Here is a 22,127-nt window from a genome sequence, read left to right as displayed (position 1 = left end):
CGGTTGCAACGGGGTGTGGCGCAGCTTGGTAGCGCGCTTCGTTCGGGACGAAGAGGCCGCAGGTTCAAATCCTGTCACCCCGACGTTGCAGGAAGGCCGCCCTCTGGGGCGGCCTTCTTCCGTATCCTGGAGACATCATGACTGCCTCTCGCCCGACAGCCCCGCGCCTGGTCGCCTTCGACCTCGACGACACGCTCGCACCGTCCAAGAGCGCGATCGACCCGCGCATCGCCGCGCAGCTGCGCGCGCTCCTGCGCGTCGTGGACGTCGCCATCATCTCGGGCGGCAACGAGACCCAGTTCCGCTCCCAGGTCATCGCCCATCTCGGGGATGCCGATGCGTCCGAGCTCGCGCGCCTGCATCTGCTCCCGACGTGCGGTACCCGCTACCTGCGCCACGACGGCTCGGACTTCGTCGCCGTCTACGCGCACGACCTGTCGGATGACGAGAAGGCGGCGGCCCTGCTGGCGCTGCGCGAAGAGGCTGAGCGGCTCGGGCTGTGGGAGCCGGACCCGTGGGGCGAGATCCTCGAGGACCGCGGTTCGCAGATCACGTTCTCCGCACTCGGACAGCAGGCGCCGGGCCAGGCCAAGCACGCCTGGGACCCCTCGGGCGAGAAGCGCCTGCGGCTGCGTGATGCGGTCGCCTCTCGTCTTCCCGGGCTCGAGGTGCGCGCCGGCGGTTCGACGTCGATCGACATCACGAGAGCGGGCATCGACAAGGCGTACGGCATGACCGCACTCGCCGAGAACACCGGCATCCCGCTCGAAGACATGCTCTTCTACGGCGACCGTCTCGACGAGGGCGGCAACGACTACCCCGTGCTCGCGCTCGGTGTGCCCTCTGTGGCGGTCGACGATTGGCAGCACACGGCGGACGAGCTCGACGCCCTGCTCCCGACGCTCACGGTCGCCGCGCCGCGATGACGTCGGTCACCACGCCGCGATCACAGACCTCTCCGTAGCGACGAGACCTCTCCGTAACCACGTGAATACGGAGAGGTCTCGTCGCTGATGAGAGGTCTGTTACCGCGCGGCGGACTCCGCGGCGTCCCGCGCGACCGGCACCAGGCGCTGCAGCTGCGTCACGTGCCGCGGCTCGAGCTCGGCGAGCGACGCCACCCCGAGCAGACGCATGGTCCGCTCGATCTCGGTGCGCAGGATCGCGATCGCCCGATCGACGCCCTGCCGCCCGCCGGCCATGAGGCCGTAGAGGTAGGCGCGGCCGATGAGGGTGAAGTCGGCGCCGAGCGCGACGGATGCCACGATGTCGGCGCCGTTCATGATGCCGGTGTCGATCATCACGGTGAAGTCGTCACCGACCGCGGTGCGCACGGACGGCAGCAGGTGGAACGGGACGGGAGCCCGGTCGAGCTGACGCCCGCCGTGGTTGGACAGCACGATGCCGTCGACGCCCACATCGCGCAGGCGCACGGCGTCCTCGACCGTCTGCACCCCCTTGATGACGATCTTCCCGGGCCAGAGATCGCGGATCACGGCCAGGTCGTCGTAGCTGATCGTCGGGTCCATCGCGGCATCCAGCAGCTCTCCGACCGTGCCGCCCGTCGTGCTGAGCGAGGCGAACTCGAGCTTGGGCGTGGTGAGGAAGTCGAACCACCACCAGGGGCGCGGGATCGCGTTGATGATCGTCCCGAGCGTCAGCTGGGGCGGGATGCTGAACCCGTTGCGCTTGTCGCGCAGGCGGGCTCCTGCGACCGGGGTGTCCACCGTGAAGTGCAGGGTGTCGAATCCGGCGGCGGCGGCCCGGCGCGTGAGCTCGTAGGAGATCTCGCGGTCGCGCATGACGTACAGCTGGAACCAGTTACGCGGGGGAACCGGTCCCTGAGCCTGTCGAAGGGTGGCCGCCTTCACGCCCTCGATCGAGGTCGTGCCGAGCGTGGAGAGGGTGAACGGGATGCCGGCGGCCGCGGCCGCTCCGGCGCCGGCGACCTCGCCCTCGGTCTGCATGAGACGCGTGAACCCGGTCGGCGCGATCCCGAAGGGCAGTGCGCTCGGCCCTCCGAGGATCTCGACGGAGGTGTCGACGTCGGGTGCCGGCGTGAGGATGCCGGGATGGAACTCGACGTCCTCGAACGCCTGACGGGCGCGGGCGAGCGAGATCTCGCCCTCGGCCGAGCCGTCGGTGTAGTCGAACGCGGCCTTGGGCGTGCGGCGCTTGGCGATCGTCCGCAGGTCGCTGATCGTCAGCGCGGCGTCGAGTCGGCGCTTCCGGCCGTCGAGTTCGGGCTTCTTGAACTTCATGAGTTCGAGGAGCTCGGCGGGATTGGGCAGCTGGCGCTGGACCATGGCGTTCCTCTCAGTCGGTGCCGGCGGGTGTGAGCCCGGTGGCGGTGTAGTAGCCGGTGATGTGGTCGTGGATGCGGGTGCGCGCAGCATCCGCATCGCCCGCGTCGACGGCGGCGACGATCGCGCGGTGCTCCGCGCGCAGACGATCGGCCATGGCATCCCAGTCCTCGATCAGCTCGGATCCGGCGAGCACGTACGATTCGACGGCCGTGCGCAGCCCCGCCATCATGGACGCGATCACCGCGTTGCCGGCCGATTCGGCGAGCGCGAGGTGCAGCTGCGCATCGAGTGCGAGGAACTCCCCTGCGGCGAGTCCGTCGGCATCCATGGCGTCGAGGATGCGGTGGGCGTCGGCGGTGTTGCGCACATCGGCGGAGGCGAGGGATGCGGCGACCGCGTCCTCGAGCACGAGCCTGGTCTTCACGACATCGGCCAGCGGGAAGCCCTGTGCGGCCACCTGCAGGCGCAGCAGCGCAGACATGCCCCCGGAGGGCGTGGCGATCACGATCGCGCCGGAGGAGGGCCCTGAGCCCGACGCGGTGCGGATGAGTCCCATGACCTCGAGCACCCGCAGCGCCTCACGGACGCTCGAGCGCCCGACGCCGAGATCGGCGGCGAGATCGCGTTCGGACGGCAGACGGTCGCCCGGGCCGAGGCGACCCTCGAGCAGGTCCCGCTCGATGTGCTCGAGCACGGTCTGCCAGGCGCGTTCTGCCATGAGCATCCTCCTGTGGTCTGACCACAGCGTAGCCCATGTGGTCAGACCACGCAAGGGCGCTCAGCCGAGGCGGCCGCCGGACTCCTCGAGGTAGCAGTTGCCGCACAGCGACTCGTAGGTGACCACGTCTGGCGCCGTTCCCCCGCCGGCGGCCTCGTCGATCGCGACCTGGTCGCCGTCGAAGACGAAGCGGCCGCCGACGACGCGGCCGTTGAAGACGGCCTTGCGGCCGCAGCGGCAGATCGTCTTCATCTCCTCCAGCGAGTGAGCGATCGCGAGCAGCCGCGCGGAGCCCGGGAACGCGTGGGTGAGGAAGTCGTTGCGGATCCCGTACGCCATGACGGGGATGCCGTCCTCGACGGCGATCCGGAACAGATCGTCGACCTGCTGCGCGGACAGGAACTGCGCCTCGTCGACGAGCAGGCACGCGACGTCGACGGGCTCGGCGGGAATGAGTCCCTCGGCGCCGCGCCGCAGCATCCGCTCGCGTTCGTCCCGGAACAGCGCACGAGCGTCGCCGCCCGCGGGGATCAGGAAGTCGACCTCGCGCGTGACGCCGAGTCGGCTCTCGATCTGCGATGCGCCCTTGGTGTCGATCTCGGGCTTGGCCAGCAGCACGTGCTGACCGCGCTCCTCATAGTTGTACGCGACCTGCAGCAGCGCCGTGGACTTGCCGGAGTTCATCGCCCCGTAGCGGAAGTACAGCTTCGCCACGGCGCGGAATCACTTCGAGATGCCCAGGGCGTCGGCCGTCGCCGCCATCGACTTCTCGGCTGCCGCCGGGTCGTCGTTGAGCGTGTGGCCGTACGTCGGGATGAGTTCGCGCAGCGTCGGCTCCCAGCCGGCGTACTGCTCGGGGAAGCAGCTCTTGAGCAGCTGGAGCATGATCGGCACCGCCGTGGACGCGCCGGGGGACGCACCCAGGAGTCCGGCGATCGAGCCATCGGCGGCCGAGACGACCTCGGTGCCGAACTGCAGGATGCCGCCCTTCTTCGGGTCCTTCTTCATGACCTGCGCGCGCTGACCGGCCTGGATGAGCGTCCAGTCCTCGTCCTTCGCCGTGGGCATGAACACGCGCAGACTGTCGACCTTCTTGCGGTGCGTCTTGACGAGCTCGCCGAGGAGGTACGTGATGAGGTCGGGGTTCGCGAACGCGACGCGCAGCATCGGCCACAGGTTGTGGGTGCGCACCTGCGTGACGAGGTCGAGCATCGAGCCGTTCTTGAGGAACTTCGGGCTGAACGTCGCGAACGGTCCGAACAGCAGCGACGCCTCGCCGTCGACCACACGGGTGTCCAGGTGCGGAACCGACATCGGTGGGGCCCCGACGGATGCCTGCGAGTAGACCTTGGCCTTGTGCTGCGAGACGACGGCCGGGTTCGTCGTCTTGAGGAACTGCCCGCCGATCGGGAAGACGCCGTAGCCCTTGATCTCGGGGATGCCGGAGCGCTGCAGCAGCTTCAGGGCCCAGCCGCCGGCGCCGACGAAGACGAACTTCGCGTTGATGCGGCCGGGGGTGCGCCCGAGGCTGTTGCGGTACTTCAGGGTCCAGCTGCCGTCCTTCTGCTTCTTCAGCGAGCGGACCTCGTGGTTCGTGCGCACGTCGACGCCGGAGTCCGACAGGTGGTCGAAGAGCTGCTTGGTGAGAGCGCCGAAGTCGACGTCGGTGCCCGCGGGCACGCGCGTCGCTGCGAACGGCTCGCCCTTGCGGCGCTTCTGCATGAGCAGCGGCGCCCACTGGTTGATGACGCGGGAGTCCTCGCTGAACTCGATGCCCTCGAAGAGGGGCTGCTCCTTGAGGACCTCGTAGCGGTCCTTGAGGTAGGCGACGTCCTTCTCACCGCGCACGAAGGTCATGTGCGGGGTGGCGTTGATGAAGCTCGACGGCGCGTCGAGCACGCCCTTCTCGACCAGAGACGACCAGAACTGCCTGCTCTGCTGGAACTGCTCGTTGATCGAGATCGCCTTGGCCGGGTCGAGCGGCCCGTCGCCGTTCTGCGGCATGTAGTTCAGCTCGCAGAGGGCCGCGTGGCCGGTGCCCGCGTTGTTCCACGGGTTCGAGCTCTCCTGGGCCACATCGCTCAGTCGCTCGAAGGCGACGATCTTCCAGTCCGGCTGGAGTTCGTGCAGCAGAGTGCCGAGGGTGGCGCTCATGATGCCACCACCGATGAGGACGACGTCGACGGATTCAGTCACCCGTCCATCCTAGTTCGCCTCACAGCACCCCTCGACCTCGGGACGGATGTAGGGGCGGTGAACGGATGCAGGACGAAACGTCGTGGTTTCGCCCTGCATCCGTTCGATGTCCCTGCAAGCGTGCGGCGACGCCGGCGCGATGCCAGGCGTTCTCAGGAAGCGAGGCGCTCGGCGACGAGCTCGGCGATCTGCACGGCGTTCAGCGCCGCTCCCTTGCGCAGGTTGTCGTTGCTGATGAACAGCACGAGCCCCTTGTTCTCGGGCGCGGACTGGTCGGCGCGGATGCGGCCGACGTAGCTCGGGTCGTTGCCTGCGGCCTGCAGCGGAGTCGGCACCTCTTCGAGGACGACGCCGGGCGCGGATGCCAGGATCTCCCGAGCGCGGTCGGGGGTGATGTCGTCGCGGAACTCGGCGTGGATCGACAGCGAGTGCCCGGTGAAGACCGGCACGCGCACGCAGGTGCCCGCGACGCGGAGGTCGGGCAGCTCGAGGATCTTACGGCTCTCATTGCGGAGCTTCTTCTCCTCGTCGGTCTCGTTGTCGCCGTCGTCGACGAGATTCCCCGCGAACGGGATGACGTCGAAGGCGATCGGGGCAACGTACTTCTCCGGCTGGGGGAAGTCGACGGCAGAGCCGTCGTGCACGAGCCGCAGCGTGTCGCCCTGGGCGAGGACGCCCTCGACCTGACCGAGCAGCTCCTGCGCTCCGGCGAGACCCGAGCCCGACACGGCCTGGTAGGTGGAGACGATGAGCCGCTCGAGGCCGGCCGCCTCGGCCAGGGGCTTCAGCACCGGCATCGCGGCCATCGTCGTGCAGTTCGGGTTCGCGATGATGCCGCGCGGACGTTCGTCGATGGCGTGCGGGTTGACCTCGCTGACAACGAGAGGCACCTCGGGGTCGTTGCGCCACGCGCTGGAGTTGTCGATCACGACGGCGCCGGCTGCGGCGAAGCGGTCGGCGTACGCGCGGCTCGCGGTCGCGCCGGCCGAGAACAGGGCGATCTCGATGCCGGCAGGATCAGCGGTCTCGACGTCCTCGACGATGACAGAGACGCCGCCGAAGTCGATCGTCGTGCCGGCAGACCGCGACGACGAGAACAGCCGCAGCTCGCGGATCGGGAAGGAGCGCTCCGCGAGGATCTCGCGCATCACGGTGCCCACCTGGCCGGTGGCGCCGACGATGGCGACGGAGTGTCCGGAATCTGCGATGCGGGTCATGATCGTCCTTGCTGATGGTGTGTGGGCGAGTCTACTGAGGCCGACGATCCGGCCCGAAATCAGGAACAGCGACCGGGATCCGGAGGATTCGGGGCAGAACGTCCTGATTCGGGGGCATCCTCCTGCCCCCGGGTGTCGAAACGGTGGATGCTAGCGGCCGGTGCCCGCGTGCACGACAGCCTCGTCCTCGGCATCAAGGCCGTAGGCGGTGTGCACGATGCGAGCGGCGTCGGCGAGGTCGGTGTCGCGCAGGACGACCGAGATGCGGATCTCGGACGTCGAGATCATCTCGATGTTGATGCCGGCGGTCGACAGCGCCTCGAACAGGGTCGCCGAGACGCCCGAGTGCACGCGCATCCCCGCGCCGACGACGGACAGCTTGCCGATCTGGTCGTCGTGGACGAGGCTGTGGAAGCCCACCTCGGACTGCTCGGCGGCAAGCGCCTTGAGCGCGGAGGCTGCGTCGGCCTTGGGCAGGGTGAACGAGATGTCGGCGAGGCCGGTGGCGGCGGCGGAGACGTTCTGCACGATCATGTCGACGTTCGCGCCGGACTTCGCCACGATCTTGAAGATCTCGGCGGCCTTGCCCGGCACGTCCGGCACACCGGTCACGGTGATCTTGGCCTGGCCCTTGTCGGTGGCCACGCCCGCGACGATCGGTTCTTCCATGACTTCTCCCTGATTTTCGCGGGGGTTCTTCATGCCCTCGCCCAGAACATAAGTGCCCTCGCTCGACGAGAAGGTCGAGCGCGCGTGGATGAGCACGCCGTGCCGGCGTGCGAACTCGACGGCGCGGATGTACAGCACCTTCGCGCCGTTGGCCGCGAGCTCGAGCATCTCCTCGCTGGAGACGTGGTCGAGCTTGTGCGCCCGCGGGATGACACGCGGGTCTGCGGTGTAGATGCCGTCGACGTCGCTGTAGATCTCGCAGACGTCTGCGTCGAGGGCCGCGGCGAGCGCGACAGCGGTCGTGTCGGAGCCGCCGCGTCCGAGCGTCGTGATGTCGCGGGTGTCGCGGTTGAACCCCTGGAAACCGGCGACGATGACGATCGCGCCCTCGTCGAGCGCCTCGCGCAGACGCACCGGCGTCACATCGACGATGCGGGCCGAACCGTGGTGGTCGTCGGTGATCATGCCGGCCTGGCTGCCGGTGAAGGAGCGGGCGTCGAAGCCCATGGAGTGGATCGCCATGGCCAGCAGCGCCATCGAGATGCGTTCGCCGCTGGAGAGCAGCATGTCCATCTCGCGCGGCGCGGGAATGGGGGCGACCTCGTTCGCGAGGTCGAGCAGCTCGTCGGTGGTGTCGCCCATGGCGCTGACCGCGACGACGACGTCGTGACCGGCGCGCCGGGTGTCGACGATGCGCTTCGCGACGCGCTTGATGCTCTCGGCGTCGGCGACGGACGAGCCGCCGTACTTCTGCACAATGAGGGCCACGTTCACTCCCAGGGATGTCGGGCAGATCCGCCCACGCGTCATTCTACGTTCGACGCGTATGCGCCCTGACGCATGTGACGGCTAGAGCAGCCCCAGCCGCCGCGCCTCGCTTGCCGCCGCCGCCCGGCTCGCGACGCCGAGCTTCTCGAGCAGGTGCACGACGTGCGTCTTCACCGTGGACTCCGAGATGAACAGTCGCGACGCGATCTCCTTGTTCCCCGCGCCCTCGTCGACGAGCATCAGCACGTCGCGCTCACGGTCCGTGAGGGTCACGCGCGGGGCGCGGAGAGCGGCGATGATCCGGCTGTCGCCGCCGGGAGTGAGCACCATGGCGCCCGCGGCGGCGTCGCTTATGGCTGAGACGATCGTGTCGTTGTCGACGTCCTTGAGCAGGTAGCCGGCCGCGCCCGCCTCGATCGCCCGGATGATCTGCGCGTCGTGGTCGAAAGTTGTGAGGATGACGACGGCCGGCGGGTTCGGCATCCGGCGCAGCTGCGCGGTCGTGTCGACACCGTCCGTGCCGGACCCCAGACGCAGGTCGCACAGCACGACGTCGGGATGCAGAGCGGATGCCAGCGCCACGGCCTCCTCCCCCGTCGACGCCTCGCCGACGACGGTGAAGCCGCGCGCCTCGATGACGGAGCGCAGCCCTGCCCGCACGATGGGATGGTCGTCGACCAGCAGGATGCTCGCGCTCATCGCCCGTCCCCTGCCCGGGGAGAAGGCAACGCCCCTGGGGGAGAAGGCAACGCGGGCAGCGCCGCCACGAGGGTCGTGCCCTCGCCCGGCGCTGAGCGCAGCTCCAGCGCTCCGCCGAATTCCCGCAGCCGCGAACGCATCGCCGACAGCCCGTAGGACGTCGTCGACCCGGCCGTCTCGCCCACGGTGAAGCCGTCGCCGTCGTCCGTCACGGTCATGGTGACCGTCCCGGCATCCGCCGCGAATGCCACGCTCACGGTTGCTGCCCCTGCGTGCTGGCGGACGTTGGCCAGCGCGGATTGCGCGACCCGGAGGAACGCGACCTCGTGGGCGGTCGACAGCGGCGGCAGGTCGGCGTCGGCATGCAACGACGTCTCGATGCCGGTGTCGCGGCGCACGGCATCCAGCATTCGCTCGATCGCCGCGGCGAGCGCCGCACCCTCCAGCTCGGCCGGCGCGAGAGCGGCGACGATGCGGCGGAGGTCGGTGAGCGAGTGCTGCGCGAGCGACTCGATCTCGGGCAGGCGTTCCGCGTCGCCGCTCCGCGCCATGAGCACCATCGAGCTGAGCTCCTGCGCGATCGTGTCGTGGAGGTCGCGCGCCAGGCGCGTGCGCTCCTGCGCGGCTCCGGCGTCGCGCTGGGTGCGGGCGAGCTCCTCCTGCACGGCGGCCATCTCGTCCTGCGTCCGCACGAGCGAGGCGATCAGGCGCTCGCGCTCGGCGGCATCCCGCAGCAGCGCGTCGTAGCCGAGCGAGATGGCCAGGGCGAAGCCGCCGCCCAGCAGCGGACCGGCGATGTGCGCGAAGGTGATCGGCACCTGATGCACGATGGGAGCCGCGATCGCCGCGACGAGCACCGGCAGCGCGAACGCCACAGACCTCCAGCGCCGCAGCACGTGCCCCGCGAGCAGCAGCAGCGGGAAGGAGAGCCAGACGAACTCGGCGGAGATCAGCAGCATCCCGCCCCACAGGACGCCGAGCCCCGCGAGCCACCACGTGCTGAACCGACCGCGGGCGAACGCTGCGCCGGTGGCGTACCAGGCGAGGAACGCACCGGCCGCGAGCATGGCCGGCAGCAACGGCACGCCGGTCGCGATCGCGCGGAACGCGGTGACCGCCGACAGGATGGCCGTGATCAGGTGCAGGGCGAACCGCGCGACCGTGAGCATCCGCTGCCGTGCCGGATCGGCGCCCGGCGCTGCGGAAGCGGGCGACGAGGACATGCTCCGATTCTCTCGCAGCGGATGCCGGAACACCCGGAGCCGATATCGATCTTTCGATGGATCCGGCGGGGGCCGCGCGAGCGGAGGCTGGGTCCATGACCACAGACACCACCACGACAACGTCGCGCGCCGTTACGCGCTCCGCACAGCTCCAGCTCCTCACCGCCGTGGCGGTGTACACCGTGCTGGGCCTGGCCGCGGGCGTCTTCTACCGCGAGTTCACCAAGCTGAACGGCTTCGAGGAGGGCATGGCGGGCCAGCTCGGCCTCGCCCACACGCACATCCTGACGCTCGGCATGATCGTGCTCCTGATCGTGCTCGTTCTGGAGAAGACCTTCGCCGTGTCGACGAGCAGGCTGTTCCGCTGGTTCTTCTGGATCTACAACGCCGGCGTCGTGCTCACCTCGTCGATGCTGATCTGGCACGGGATGCTGCAGGTGCGGGGCCTGGAATCGTCGAAGATGATCGCCGGGATCGCCGGCCTCGGCCATATGCTCGTCGGCGCGGGCTTCGTGCTGCTGCTGATCTCGCTGTTCTCGCGCATCCGCAGCGAGAAGTGACGGCCTGCTCGGGCGCGGTCAGGGCATCTGCGGCGGAGGCAGCGTCTCCTTGCGAGGGCGCAGCCTTCCGCCGGTGCCCGCGAACCAGCATCCGACGATGACCAGCGGGAAGCCGATCAGGAGCCCTGGCGTGATGGGCTCCGCCAGGAAGATCGTGCCAAGGACGATCGCGACGATCGGGTTCACGTAGGTGAACAGCGGGGCGCGCACCGGACCCACCTCGCGGATCAGGGCGAAGAATGCCACGAACGCAACGGCTGTGCAGATGACGCCGAGCAGAACCAGCGAGATGCCCGATCGGAGCGTCGGCATCTCGTGCTGGGTCAGCAGCGCCGCGGGCAGATAGCCCAGGCCGATCGCGAACAGGGCGAGGGTGATCGTGCCGATCGAGGGCACGTCCGACAGCTTTTGCGCGATGATGAACGGCGCGATCGCATACAGCACCGCCGTGAGCAGGATCTCGCCGATCGCGACGACGCTGGCCGACTCGCTCGGGAAGAGTCCGGGGCCCGCGACGACGACCGCGACGCCGACGAACCCGAGCAGCAGCCCGCCCAGACGCACGGGGGCGAGCGCCGTGCGATCGCCCCGGAGCAGCGCGATGATGACGGCGAACAGCGGGACCGTCGCGACGAGCAGCCCGGTCAGGCCCGAGGGCAGCTGCGTCTCGGCGTGGCTGAGCAGCAGGAAGGGACCCGCCATCTCGACGAGACCGAAGGCGAGCACCCACGGCCAGTGCTTCCACGCGGCTTTCAGCGCGCCGCTGCGGAGCGCGAAGGGCAGCAGCACGAGCCCGCCGAGAAGAGTGCGCCCGGCGACGACGGCCGGCGGCGTGATCGAGTGCACGGCCTCTTTGATGAAGAGGTAGGTGATCCCCCACACGAACGCCATGACGGCGAACAGGATCCATCCCTTGCGGGTGAACCCGCCCTGAGCGTTCACGCGGTCACGAGCGGGCGCCGGGCGCCTCGCGCGCTCACAGGGTGCGCCGGCCCTCGAACGCGCGCCCGAGGGTGACCTCGTCGGCGTACTCCAGATCGCCGCCGACGGGCAGGCCGGACGCCAGTCGCGACACGGTGATCTGCATCGTGAGCAGCAGGCGGCTCAGGTAACTGGCCGTCGCCTCGCCCTCGAGGTTCGGGTTCGTGGCGATGATCACCTCTTGCACGGTGCCGTCGGCGAGCCGCGACATGAGCTGGGCGATGCGCAGGTCGTCTGGTCCGACACCGGCGATCGGGCTGATCGCACCGCCGAGCACGTGGTAGAGACCGCGGAACTCGCGCGTGCGCTCGATCGCCGAGACGTCCTTGGCGTCCTCGACGACGCAGATGAGGGCCGGGTTGCGACGCGGATCGCGGCAGATCGCGCACCGCTCCTGCTCGGAGACGTTGCCGCAGATCTCGCAGAACCGCACACGCGCGCGCACCTCTGTGAGGAGTTCGGCGAGACGGGCGACGTCGAACGACGGCGTCTGCAGGATGTGGAACGTGATGCGCTGGGCGGATTTCGGCCCGATCCCGGGGAGCCGACCGAACTCGTCGATGAGCTCCTGAACGATGCCGTCGTACATCAGGCGAACCTCATCGGGGGCTCGTAGGGCTCTTCGCGCACGAAGGTCGCGCCGAGCACCTGGCGGATCACTGCTTCGCCGTACCGCTGCACGCCGCCGGGCGAACGCTCCGTGATCGCGGGCGCCTGGCGAGCCGGCGCCTGCGGGGACGGAGCCTGCGCGGCCGGAGCCGTGGCGGTGGGAGCCTCGTGCGACGGCTCGTACGGCGGCTCGTCGTCGGGCGGCGGCGACTCATCGTCATCGGGGACCGGCGGCTCGTCGCGGTCGACCAGCCCGTCTTGCGGCGAGGGCGGTCCGGATGCCTCAACATCGGCCGGCTCGTCGTCGACGGGGAACTGCGGCTGCGGGGCGGATGCCGGGGCATCCGCCGGAATCGCGGCGACCGCCCAATCGGTGACCGGAGTCGGCGGCGCGCTCTCGGCCTTCGGCGTCGACGGCGCGGCCTGAGACGGCGCGGGCCGAGACGGAGCAGGTTGAGCCGGGGCGGTGCGGACGGGTGCGGTTGCAGCCGCCTCGGATAACGCCGTCGGCGGCAACGGAGCCGGCCGGTACTTCACCTTGACGCCGAGCTCCTGCTCGATGGCCGCGCGGAGGTGATCGGATGCGCCGTTGCCGGGTGTCTGCCCCTTGAACTTGGCGAGGTCCTGCTGACTCGCGAAACCGACGGTGAGCACCTCGGTGCCTGCCTCGTAGTCGAGCGGCTGCACGGCGGTGACGAGCAGCCAGGAGGTGCGGCTGACGCTCTCGAGCCTGCCGAGCACCGCCGGCCACACGGCACGGATGCGGTCGATGTCGACCGGGCCGGACCGGGCGGGGGCCGGCGCCGCGGGCGCGTCGGATGCCGGGGTCGAGGTTTCAACTCGCTCCGCTCGCGGAGCCCGTTTCGTCCCGCCTTCGGCTCGCGGGGCGACCCGTGCAGAAGTTTCAGCGGCCTCAGCGGGAGCGGCCTGTGCGGGAGCGGACGGTGCGGGAGCGGACGGTGCGGGAGCCTGATGCGGGGCGTCGAGCGAAGGCGCCGCAGGCGCCGAAGACGAAACGGACTGAGCGAGCCTGGCCGAGTCGAAGCCGGCATCCGCAGACCCCTGCCCGGCGGCGCTGAGCACGCGGGCGATCATGAGTTCGAGGTGCAGGCGGGGCGAAGTGGCCCCGGTCATGTCGTCCAGAGCGGCACTGACGACATCCGCTGTCCGCGACAGGCGCGCGGCGCCGAAGGCGTTCGCCTGCGCGCGCATGCGCGCCAGCTCGTCCTCGGCGAGACCGCGCAGCACGGCAGAGGCCCCGTCGCCGACGGCGGCGATGACGATGAGGTCGCGCAGGCGCTCCAGCAGGTCGTCGACGAAGCGGCGCGGATCCTGGCCGGTCTGCACGACCCGGTCGATCGCAGGGAAGGCGGCTGCAGCATCCCCCGCGGCGAGCGCGTCGACGATCTCGTCGAGGAGCGCGCCGTGCGTGTACCCGAGCAGCGACACGGCGCGCTCGTACGACACCGAATCGCCGTCGGAGCCGGCGATGAGCTGGTCGAGCAGCGAGAGCGTGTCACGGGGCGATCCGCCGCCGGCGCGCACGACGAGCGGCAGCACGCCCTGTGCGACCTTCACGCCCTCTTCACCGCAGAGCTTCTCGACGTATTCGAGCATCGCCGCGGGCGGGACGAGACGGAACGGGTAGTGGTGGGTGCGCGAGCGGATGGTGCCGAGCACCTTGTCGGGCTCGGTCGTCGCGAAGATGAACTTGACGTGCGCCGGTGGCTCCTCGACGAGCTTGAGCAGGGCGTTGAACCCCTGCGGGGTGACCATGTGCGCCTCGTCGAGGATGAAGATCTTGAACCGGTCGCGGCTGGGGGCGAACGTGGCGCGCTCGCGCAGGTCTCTGGCGTCGTCGACGCCGTTGTGACTGGCGGCGTCGATCTCGACGACGTCCAGCGACCCGCCGCCGGATCGCGACAGCTCGACACAGCTCGGGCAGGTGCCGCAGGGCGTGTCCGTCGGGCCCTCGGCGCAATTCAGGCACCGGGCGAGAATGCGCGCCGATGTGGTCTTTCCGCACCCGCGCGGGCCGGAGAACAGGTAGGCGTGCCCGACCCGGTCGCTGCGCAGAGCCGTCATGAGCGGATCGGTCACCTGCGACTGCCCGATCATCTCCGCGAAGTTCTCGGGCCGGTAGCGGCGATACAGGGCTGTGGTCACCGTCCCAGCCTACGGCGTGCCACCGACACGCGCCCTTCTCGACCGAGATCGCTGTGGACGTGGTCCGGCCATGAGGATCAGTCCTCGTACGCGCCGATCAGCGGGATCGCGTTGGTGACGACGGGAACGGATGCCGAGATCCGCGTGCCGTCCTCACGACGCGCGTCCTCGAACTGGCCGAGCCGCGGGCGATCCGGCAGCACGGGGCCCTGATCCGCGAGCGCGACGACCGCGTCGGTGCCGACGGCGGCCCAGTACTCCGCCCCGCGCACCGTGAACGTCACGGGCTCCCCTGTGCGCACGTGCACGCGCAGCTCGTCGCGGGTCACGGTGATCTGCAGGGCCGAGCCCTGCCACTGCAGCGGGAACGACAGCGACGGCCAGTCGGCCGGCAGCCGGGGGTCGAAGCTGAGCTCACCGCGGTGGTCGCGCATGCCGCCGAAGCCCGACACCAGCTCGGTCCACACGCCGCCGGCCGACGCCACGTGCACGCCGTCAGAGGCGTTGTGGTGCAGGTCGCCGAGGTCGACGAACAGCGACTGGCGGAAGTACTCCAGCGCCAGGTCCTGGTACCCGACCTCGGCGGCGAGCACCGACTGTACGACAGCCGACAGAGTCGAGTCCCCGGTTGTCAGCGGGTCGTAGTAATCGAAGTCGGCGAGCTTCTCCTCCGCGGTGAAGTGGTTCCCCTGCAGGAACAGCGCCAGCACCACATCTGCCTGCTTGAGCACCTGGAACCGGTAGATCACCAGCGGGTGGAAGTGCAGCAGGAGCGGACGCTGATCGCTCGGCGTGTTCTCGAGATCCCACACCTCGCGTTCGAGGAACAGGGAGTCCTGCGGGTGGATTCCGAGGCTCTCGCTGAACGGGATGAACATCGCCTCGGCCGCTCGGTCCCAGGCATCGGGCTCACCGACATCCAGCCCCGTGCGCTCCACGAGCGCCGCGTACGCCCGCGGGTCGTCCTCCCGGATCTCCCTGACCGCACGGGCGGCGAAGCGCAGGTTGAAGCGGGCCATGACGTTCGTGAAGAGGTTGTTGTTGACGACGGTGGTGTACTCGTCGGGCCCGGTCACTCCGTGGATCTGGAAGGCGGCGTCACCGTTCGAGCCACGCCAGAATCCGAGCGTCGCCCACAGACGAGCCGTCTCGACGGCGATGTCGACGCCCTCACGGCGGAGGAAGTCTTCGTCGCCGGTGGCGCGGACGTACTTGCCCAGCGCGAAGCTGACGTCGGCGTTGATGTGGTACTGCGCGGTGCCCGCCGCGTAGTAAGCCGACGCCTCTTCGCCGTTGATCGTGCGCCAGGGGAACAGGGCCCCCGCCTCGTTCAGCTGCGCCGCGCGGCGCCGGGCCGCGGGCAGCATGAGCACACGGGCGCGCAGCGCGTTGCGCGCCCACCGCGGGGTCGTGTAGGTCAGGAATGGCAGCACGTAGATCTCGGTGTCCCAGAAGTAGTGCCCGCTGTAACCGGAGCCGGACACGCCCTTCGCCGGCACGCCGGCACCGTCCGCGCGCGCGGCGGCCTGCGCCACTTGGAACAGGCACCAGCGCACGGCCTGCTGCATGTCGTCGTGACCTTCGATGACGACGTCCGAGCGCTCCCAGAACGCCGCGAGCCAGTCGCGCTGACGATCGAACTGGACGTCGATGCCCTCGACGGCCGCCCGGTCGAGGGAGCGGCGGCAGCGGTCGACGAGTTCGCGGGCGGGTACGCCGCGCGAGGTGTGATAGCTGACGAGCTTGGTGAGCGTGGTCGGGATGCCGGCCTTGGCCTGCACGCGGAACACGTTCTTGGCGACGTCGGGCTCGATGAGCGTGCGGGCGCTGTAGTCGTTGTCCGTGGCGATGACGTGGTCGGCCACGACGGCGACCGTCATGCCGGAATTGGCGACCTGATACGACAGCGCCGAACGCAGTCCGTCCTGCCAGTACTCGGCGGGCTGCAGCACGCGCTCGGTGATCTTCTCGGTCTTGCGCGGATCGAAGGTCGCCGACTTCGCCTCGGTCGGCGTGCCCGCGTACACGTCGCCGCCGTCCTGGCGGTTCAGCAGCTGGCAGCTGATCGTCACGGGGGCGTCGGCGTTCTCGACGGTCACCTCGAGGCGCAGGATCGCCAGGTGGCGCTCCTCGAAGCTGACCAGGCGCTCGTCGCGGATGCGGATGCGCTTGCCCGACGGTGTCTCCCACACGAAGCTGCGCGAGAGCACGCCGGTGCGGAAGTCCAGCGCGCGCTCGTACTCGCGCACCTCGGCCTCGTCGAACGAGATCGGTTCGTCGTCGACGTAGACGCGCATGATCTTGGCATCCGGGGCGTTGACGATCGTCTGCCCCACCTCGGCGAATCCATAGGCCTGCTCGGGGTGGCGGATCGGCCACGTCTCGTGCAGCCCGTTGATGAACGTTCCGTGCTCGTGGGCTCCGCGGCCCTCGATGTGGTTGCCCCGGAGCCCGAGGTAGCCGTTTCCGACGGCGAAGATCGTCTCCGAGACGCCGTCCTCGCTGTAGCGGGTCTCGGTCAGCCGCCAGGGGTCGACGGGGAAGCGTTCGCGATCGATCATGCGTTGTCCTGACGGTCGTCGGTGTGTGGGGTCAGCAGCAGTCGGCCGAGGTCGTCGACGATGTGTGTGGCGCCGGCAGCGCGCAGCGCTTCGGCGCCGGCTCCGCGGTCTACGCCGACGACGGTCGAGAAGCCTGCCGCGACGGCGGATGCCACTCCGGAGAGGGCATCCTCGACGGCGACGCTGTCGGCCGGGTTGACGCCGAGCGCGACGGCGCCGGCCCGGAACATGTCGGGGGCGGGCTTGGACGCCAGAGCATCCCGCTCTGCGACCTTCCCGTCGACGACGACCGTGAAGAAGTCGCGGATGTGCGCGCTCTCGAGCACCTCTTCGGCGTTCTTCGAGCTCGAGACGACCCCCTGCGGGATGCCGGCATCGCGCAGTTGGCGGATCAGTTCGAGCGAGCCGGGGTACGGGGCAATGCCGTCGCGCCGCAGCGCGGCGGCGAAGGCGGCGTTCTTGCGGTTGCCGATGCCGCAGATCGTGTCCGCCGTCGGCTCGTCGGTCACATCCCCCCAGGGGATCTCGACGTTGCGGCTGCGCAACAGGCTCGCGACGCCGTCGTAGCGCTTCTTGCCGTCGAGGTAGGCGTAGTAGTCGGCATCTGTGTACTCGGGCGTGATGCCCCACTGGGCGAAGACGCCGTCGAAGACGGCCTTCCAGGCGCGCATGTGCACCTCGGCCGTGGGCGTCAGCACGCCGTCGAGATCGAACAGGACGCCGTCTGCGCGGCGCAGGTCAGGCAGGCTCTCAGACACGCGGTTCTCCCATCGGTTCGGGGGTGGGTTCGGTCGGACGCACAGAGATCATGTCAGACTCAGCGCCTGGCGGGCGATCTCGAGCTCCTCGTCCGTCGGCACGACGAGGACGTCGGCCTTCGAAGCATCCGTGGAGATGCGGCGGATGCCGGGCTGCCGCCGCTCGTTGCGGTCGTGGTCGATCTCGATGCCGAGGAATCCGAGGGTCGCGAGCGCTTCGGCGCGGACTCTGGCCGCGTTCTCTCCGACGCCGGCTGTGAACGAGATCACGTCGACGCCGCCGAGCTGGGCGATGTACGCGCCGGCATACGCTCGGAGGCGGTGGGTGTAAACGTCGAACGCGAGGGTCGCCGCCTCTTCGCCCGCCTCGACGCCGGCGAGGATGTCGCGCATGTCGATGCGTCCGGCGAGCCCGAGCATGCCGCTGCGCTTGTTCAGCAGTTCGTCGATCTCACGGCTCTCCAGCTGGGCGACGCGTCCGAGGTGCAGCACGACGGCGGGGTCGATGTCGCCGGAGCGGGTGCCCATGACGAGTCCTTCGAGGGGCGTCATGCCCATCGAGGTCTCCACCGATCGGCCGCCGTCGATCGCGGTGACCGAGGCGCCGTTGCCGAGGTGGAAGACGATCTGCTTCAGCTGGTCCAGCGGCTTCCCGACGAACGCGGCCGCCTGCTCGGAGACGAACTTGTGGCTGGTGCCGTGAAATCCGTATCGACGGATGCGGTGCCGTTCGGCGACCGCACGGTCGATCGCGTAGGTGTAAGCGGCGGTCGGGAGGCTCTGGTGGAACGCCGTGTCGAAGACCGCGACGTGCGGGACCCCGGGGAACGATCGCCGACCGGCGCGGATGCCGGCGACCGCGCCGGGGTTGTGGAGCGGCGCGAGCACCGAGAGGTCTTCGATGTTGATCTCGACGAGATTGTCGATGAGCGTCGGCGCGAAGAAGCGCGCCCCGCCGTGGACGACGCGGTGGCCGACGGCCGCTGGCGGATACTCCGCCAACTGCGGTCCGTGCTCCGAGAACTGGTCGAGCATCACTTGCACGGCTTCGTCGTGGTCAGCGATGGGCCGTCGGCTGCGGTGCGTGGCATCCAGCGTCGTCGGAGCAGGCTCGCCGGCATCCGCCACCCGGCGCACCGTGTGCGAGATCTCGCCGGTGTCCTGACCGATGCGCTCGATCAGCCCTTCGCCGAGCGGAACTTCGCGCTCCATGTCCATGAGGCTGTACTTCAGCGACGACGAGCCGCTGTTGATCACGAGCACGACGCTCACGCGTCACCTCCCTGCGCCTGGATCGCGGTGATCGCGACCGTGTTCACGATGTCATCGACGAGAGCGCCGCGCGACAGGTCGTTGATCGGCTTGTTCAGCCCCTGCAGCACCGGCCCGATGGCGACGGCTCCCGCCGAGCGCTGCACGGCCTTGTACGTGTTGTTGCCGGTGTTGAGGTCGGGGAAGATGAACACCGTCGCACGTCCCGCGACCGCCGAGTGCGGCAGTTTGGCCCTCGCGACGGCGGCATCCGCGGCTGCGTCGTACTGGATCGGACCTTCCACGAGCAGCTCGGGAGCGCGTTCTCGCACGAGGGCGGTCGCCGCGCGGACCTTGTCGACGTCCGCGCCGGAGCCGGACTCCCCCGTCGAGTACGACAGCATCGCGATACGCGGCTCGATGCCGAACTGCCGGGCCGTCTGCGCCGACGAGATGGCGATGTCGGCGAGCTCGGCGCTGGTGGGGTCGGGGATGACGGCGCAGTCGCCGTAGACGAGCACGCGGTCGGCGAGCGCCATGAAGAACACGCTCGAGACGACGTCGACGCCGGGCTTCGTCTTGATGATCTCGAACGAGGGTCGGATGGTGTGCGCCGTGGTGTGCGCGGCCCCCGACACCATGCCGTCGGCGAGCCCCAGGTGCACCATCATCGTGCCGAAGTACGACACGTCGGTGACGGTGTCCGCGGCCTGGCTCAGGGTGACGCCCTTGTGCGCGCGCAACCGCGCGTACTCCTCGGCGAATCGTTCGACGTGCTCGGGATCAGTCGGGCTGAGGATCTGCGCCCGCGACAGGTCGATGCCGAGCGCCGTCGCGCGGGCTCTGATCTCGCCCTCGTCACCGAGGATGGTCAGATCGGCGACATCGCGGGCCAGCAGGGTCGCGGCCGCGCGCAGGATGCGATCGTCGTCGCCCTCGGGCAGCACGATGCGCTTGCGGTCGGCGCGGGCGCGCTCGATGAGCCCGTACTGGAACATGAGCGGGGTGACGACAGTAGACTCCGCAAGCCCCATCGCGATCGTGAGCTCGTTGATGTCGACGTGGTTCTGGAACAGGGCGAGGGCGGACTCGTAACGGCGGTCGGATGCCGCGATCCGTCCGCGCGTGCCCATGATCCTGGCGGCGGTGTCGAACGTTCCGAGGTCGGTCGCGACGATCGGCAGGTTCACCTCGAAGCCGTCCAAGAGAGTCACAATGGGCTCCGGCAGCTCGAACGGGCCGTTGAGGACGATGCCGGCGATTTCGGGGAACGTGCCGGATGCCGAGGCGAGCAGCGCCGCTAACAGCACTTCGGTGCGGTCGGCGGCGATCACGAGCACGGCGCGCTCGGTGATGCGGGGCAGCACATTCACCATCGACATGCCTGAGATGACGACGTCGTACGCCTCGCGGTCGAGCAGGTCGCCGTCGCCCTTGATCAGACGCCCGTCGACGGCGTGGACGATGTCGCGCATGGAGGGGGCGACCAGGGCGCGGTCCTCCGGCACCGCCCACACGGGCGTTTGCTCGGTGTGCACGGCGTCGATCGTCTGCTGCAGGTTGTCGGGGTCTGCGCGGTTGACGATCACGGCGAACAGCTCCGCGCGCTCGGCGGCGAGTTCGGCGACCGCGAGGGCGGCGATCTGCCCGATCTGGGCGGGCGTGCGGGGGGTCGTCGTTCCGAGCTGCTCGGCGCGCTTCTGCTGGTCGCGTCCGGAGAGCACGAGCAGCACCGGGGCCGCGAGGTTCGCGGCGATGCGCGCGTTGTAGCCGAGCTCGGCGGGGCTGGCGACGTCCGTGTAGTCGCTGCCGAGGATGACGACGGCGTCGCAGAGCGATTCGACGGCCTTGAAGCGGTCGACGATCGTGGCGAGCGCCGCATCGGCATCCTCGCGCACGTCGTCATAGGTGACGCCGACGCAGTCCTCGTAGTCGAGATTCACGCCGTCGTGGGCGAGCATGACCTCGAGCACATCGTCGCGTTCATCCGTGGAGCGGGTGATGGGCCGGAACACGCCGACGCGCGGTGAGACGCGCATCAAAGCATCCAGAACGCCCAGAGCGATCGTGGATTTTCCGGAATGGCCTTCGGCTGATGTGATGTAGATGCTCCGCGCCACGCATCCAGCTTAGATCCTCATCCTCCGAACGATGCGGGATGAGTTTCGTCGGTTGTCGAAGCTCGCACCCGACGGAGAGCATCCCGCACGGCCATCTGAGAGCTGCGACGCGCTCACCCGGGACAGGGTCCAGACAGCGCATCCACCAGTTCGGCGGCACGCTCCTGGAACGGAGCGTAGTGCTGCGGGTCGGCGTTGATCTGCACCCGGTGGATCGCGATCGTCGGCTCGAGCTCCTGCCATCCGGCAAGGCGGCCGAGGCGCGCGTAGAACAGGCCGGCGGCGGTCGCCGGATCCATGCGCTCCCCGACGCTCCCCCACCAGTCCTGCTGCTGGAAAAGGCCGATGCTGCTGGTCCGCGAGCCGTCCGGGTTGGTGACTCCGGAGGTCTCCCAGTCGCCGTAGTCGATGTTGCGCAGGCTGCTCTCGCCGATCGCCGCCATGACGCCGAGGATCTGACCGTCGCGTTCAAATCCGCGATCGCGTGCGGTTGCGACGATGATCGCGGCGTTCTCGAGCTGCTCCCGGTCCCACCCGGCACCGGAATCGGGGAATGTCGAGGGTTCGGTCGCGCACAGCGCGAGCGGATCACGGGAAGCCGCCAGCGGCACGAGGACGACGAGCAGTGCGATGAGCGTCGCCGCGCCGATGAGGACGCCGGGGAGCCATCCCCATCGGCGCGCGCGACGCCGACGCTTCGTCCTGACGTTCACGCCCGCCGTGCTCCGTCGCGAGCGCTGCCGGCGAGAGCGGTGAGTCCACCGCCGACAGCACCGAACAGGTGCGCCTGCCACGACACCCCGGGCCCTGCGCCGAGGATGCCGGCCAGCATCGACCCGCCGTAGAGGACGATGACGACCAGCGCGACGAGCGCGTAGGCGAGCCGGTGCGCGATCGGCCGCGGTGAGACCGCCCGGACGACGACGTACGCGAAGTACCCGAACACGAGGACGCTCGCGCCCACCGTGAGCGTGCCCGGCGCGTTGACGAGCCACGTACCGGCCCCGCCGACGAGCGCGACGAGCGCGGTGACGAGCCAGAACCGTGCTGCGCCCTCCACGGCCACGAGGCATCCCAGCACGAGAAGCGGGAGCGTGTTGCCGATCAGATGCGGCCAGCTCGCGTGCAGCAGCGGCCCCAGCACCAGTCCGGGCAGGCTTCCCGTGTCCCACGAGCGCAGCCCGAAGCCCGTGAACGAGCCGGGCAGGATCGCATCGGCGAACTGGATCGCCCACATCAGCGCCACCAGCAGCGCCGGCGACGCGAACCGCGAGACGGCGCTGGAGCGGGAGTCGACGGGAGTGCTCACACGAGGATTCTCCCAG

General features: G+C 69.6%; 19 protein-coding genes and 1 tRNA gene. 3 read left to right on the top strand and 17 right to left on the bottom strand.

Translation table 11 applies throughout. The features are described from left to right. Window positions 1-9: 9 nt before the first annotated feature. A tRNA-Pro gene (locus HWX58_RS01785) sits at window positions 10-83 on the top strand. Between the two features lie 54 nt (window positions 84-137). Then, window positions 138-926 (top strand): HAD-IIB family hydrolase, encoded by a 789-nt coding sequence (locus tag HWX58_RS01780; protein WP_175985359.1) that lies wholly within the window; start codon window positions 138-140, stop codon window positions 924-926. A 99-nt stretch (window positions 927-1,025) separates the two neighbouring features. On the opposite strand, the gene HWX58_RS01775 is transcribed toward HWX58_RS01780, so the two are convergent. From HWX58_RS01775 to HWX58_RS01740, 8 genes are all read right to left on the bottom strand, one after another. Beyond that, window positions 1,026-2,306, bottom strand: a complete 1,281-nt coding sequence (locus tag HWX58_RS01775; RefSeq protein ID WP_175985358.1) for an alpha-hydroxy acid oxidase — start codon at window positions 2,304-2,306, stop codon at window positions 1,026-1,028. A 10-nt stretch (window positions 2,307-2,316) separates the two neighbouring features. Further along, window positions 2,317-3,024: a FadR/GntR family transcriptional regulator gene (locus HWX58_RS01770; protein WP_217702928.1), complete on the bottom strand. Its 708-nt coding sequence runs from the start codon at window positions 3,022-3,024 to the stop codon at window positions 2,317-2,319. 60 nt (window positions 3,025-3,084) lie between these two features. Then, window positions 3,085-3,738: a thymidine kinase gene (locus HWX58_RS01765; protein ID WP_175985356.1), complete on the bottom strand. Its 654-nt coding sequence runs from the start codon at window positions 3,736-3,738 to the stop codon at window positions 3,085-3,087. 9 nt (window positions 3,739-3,747) lie between these two features. Beyond that, window positions 3,748-5,220: a malate:quinone oxidoreductase gene (locus HWX58_RS01760; protein WP_175985355.1), complete on the bottom strand. Its 1,473-nt coding sequence runs from the start codon at window positions 5,218-5,220 to the stop codon at window positions 3,748-3,750. 152 nt (window positions 5,221-5,372) lie between these two features. Then, window positions 5,373-6,437: an aspartate-semialdehyde dehydrogenase gene (locus HWX58_RS01755; protein WP_175985354.1), complete on the bottom strand. Its 1,065-nt coding sequence runs from the start codon at window positions 6,435-6,437 to the stop codon at window positions 5,373-5,375. A gap of 150 nt (window positions 6,438-6,587) precedes the next feature. Continuing rightward, the gene (locus HWX58_RS01750; RefSeq protein WP_175985353.1) at window positions 6,588-7,874 is read right to left on the bottom strand and encodes an aspartate kinase; all 1,287 of its coding nucleotides are present in this window, start codon (window positions 7,872-7,874) and stop codon (window positions 6,588-6,590) included. A gap of 81 nt (window positions 7,875-7,955) precedes the next feature. Further along, on the bottom strand, window positions 7,956-8,573 hold the full coding sequence (locus tag HWX58_RS01745; protein WP_175985352.1) for a response regulator: 618 nt from the start codon (window positions 8,571-8,573) through the stop codon (window positions 7,956-7,958). Further along, entirely contained in the window at window positions 8,570-9,796 is a 1,227-nt protein-coding gene (locus tag HWX58_RS01740) for a sensor histidine kinase (RefSeq protein ID WP_175985351.1), read from the bottom strand. The genes HWX58_RS01745 and HWX58_RS01740 overlap by 4 nt, the downstream gene beginning before the upstream one ends. Window positions 9,797-9,891: 95 nt before the next feature. Here HWX58_RS01740 and HWX58_RS01735 point away from each other — a divergent pair, with 95 nt between their 5' ends. Next, window positions 9,892-10,356: a DUF2871 domain-containing protein gene (locus HWX58_RS01735; RefSeq protein ID WP_175985350.1), complete on the top strand. Its 465-nt coding sequence runs from the start codon at window positions 9,892-9,894 to the stop codon at window positions 10,354-10,356. Between the two features lie 18 nt (window positions 10,357-10,374). Here HWX58_RS01735 and HWX58_RS01730 read toward each other — a convergent pair whose 3' ends face one another. The 9 genes from HWX58_RS01730 to HWX58_RS01690 all read right to left on the bottom strand — a co-directional run bounded on the left by HWX58_RS01730 (window position 10,375) and on the right by HWX58_RS01690 (window position 22,111). Further along, window positions 10,375-11,298, bottom strand: coding sequence for a DMT family transporter (locus tag HWX58_RS01730; protein WP_175985349.1), 924 nt, complete (start codon window positions 11,296-11,298; stop codon window positions 10,375-10,377). A gap of 34 nt (window positions 11,299-11,332) precedes the next feature. Next, window positions 11,333-11,926: a recombination mediator RecR gene (gene recR, locus HWX58_RS01725; protein WP_175985348.1), complete on the bottom strand. Its 594-nt coding sequence runs from the start codon at window positions 11,924-11,926 to the stop codon at window positions 11,333-11,335. Continuing rightward, window positions 11,926-14,112, bottom strand: a complete 2,187-nt coding sequence (locus tag HWX58_RS01720; protein ID WP_175985347.1) for a DNA polymerase III subunit gamma and tau — start codon at window positions 14,110-14,112, stop codon at window positions 11,926-11,928. Before HWX58_RS01720 ends, recR begins: the two co-directional genes overlap by 1 nt. 77 nt (window positions 14,113-14,189) lie before the next feature. After that, entirely contained in the window at window positions 14,190-16,673 is a 2,484-nt protein-coding gene (locus HWX58_RS01715) for a glycoside hydrolase family 65 protein (protein WP_175985346.1), read from the bottom strand. Further along, window positions 16,670-17,431, bottom strand: a complete 762-nt coding sequence (locus HWX58_RS01710) for an HAD family hydrolase (RefSeq protein WP_175985345.1) — start codon at window positions 17,429-17,431, stop codon at window positions 16,670-16,672. Before HWX58_RS01710 ends, HWX58_RS01715 begins: the two co-directional genes overlap by 4 nt. A 48-nt stretch (window positions 17,432-17,479) precedes the next feature. Beyond that, window positions 17,480-18,703 (bottom strand): acetate/propionate family kinase, encoded by a 1,224-nt coding sequence (locus HWX58_RS01705; protein ID WP_175985344.1) that lies wholly within the window; start codon window positions 18,701-18,703, stop codon window positions 17,480-17,482. Beyond that, entirely contained in the window at window positions 18,700-20,802 is a 2,103-nt protein-coding gene (pta, locus tag HWX58_RS01700; RefSeq protein ID WP_175985343.1) for a phosphate acetyltransferase, read from the bottom strand. The genes HWX58_RS01705 and pta overlap by 4 nt, the downstream gene beginning before the upstream one ends. A 113-nt stretch (window positions 20,803-20,915) precedes the next feature. Continuing rightward, the gene (locus HWX58_RS01695; protein WP_175985342.1) at window positions 20,916-21,515 is read right to left on the bottom strand and encodes a hypothetical protein; all 600 of its coding nucleotides are present in this window, start codon (window positions 21,513-21,515) and stop codon (window positions 20,916-20,918) included. Continuing rightward, window positions 21,512-22,111, bottom strand: coding sequence for a rhomboid family intramembrane serine protease (locus tag HWX58_RS01690; protein ID WP_250646039.1), 600 nt, complete (start codon window positions 22,109-22,111; stop codon window positions 21,512-21,514). The genes HWX58_RS01695 and HWX58_RS01690 overlap by 4 nt, the downstream gene beginning before the upstream one ends. Window positions 22,112-22,127: the final 16 nt, after the last annotated feature.

This window comes from Microbacterium tenebrionis (genome assembly GCF_903645325.1).
GTDB lineage: Bacteria > Actinomycetota > Actinomycetes > Actinomycetales > Microbacteriaceae > Microbacterium > Microbacterium tenebrionis.
This window is presented reverse-complemented; position numbering and strand designations above follow the sequence as displayed.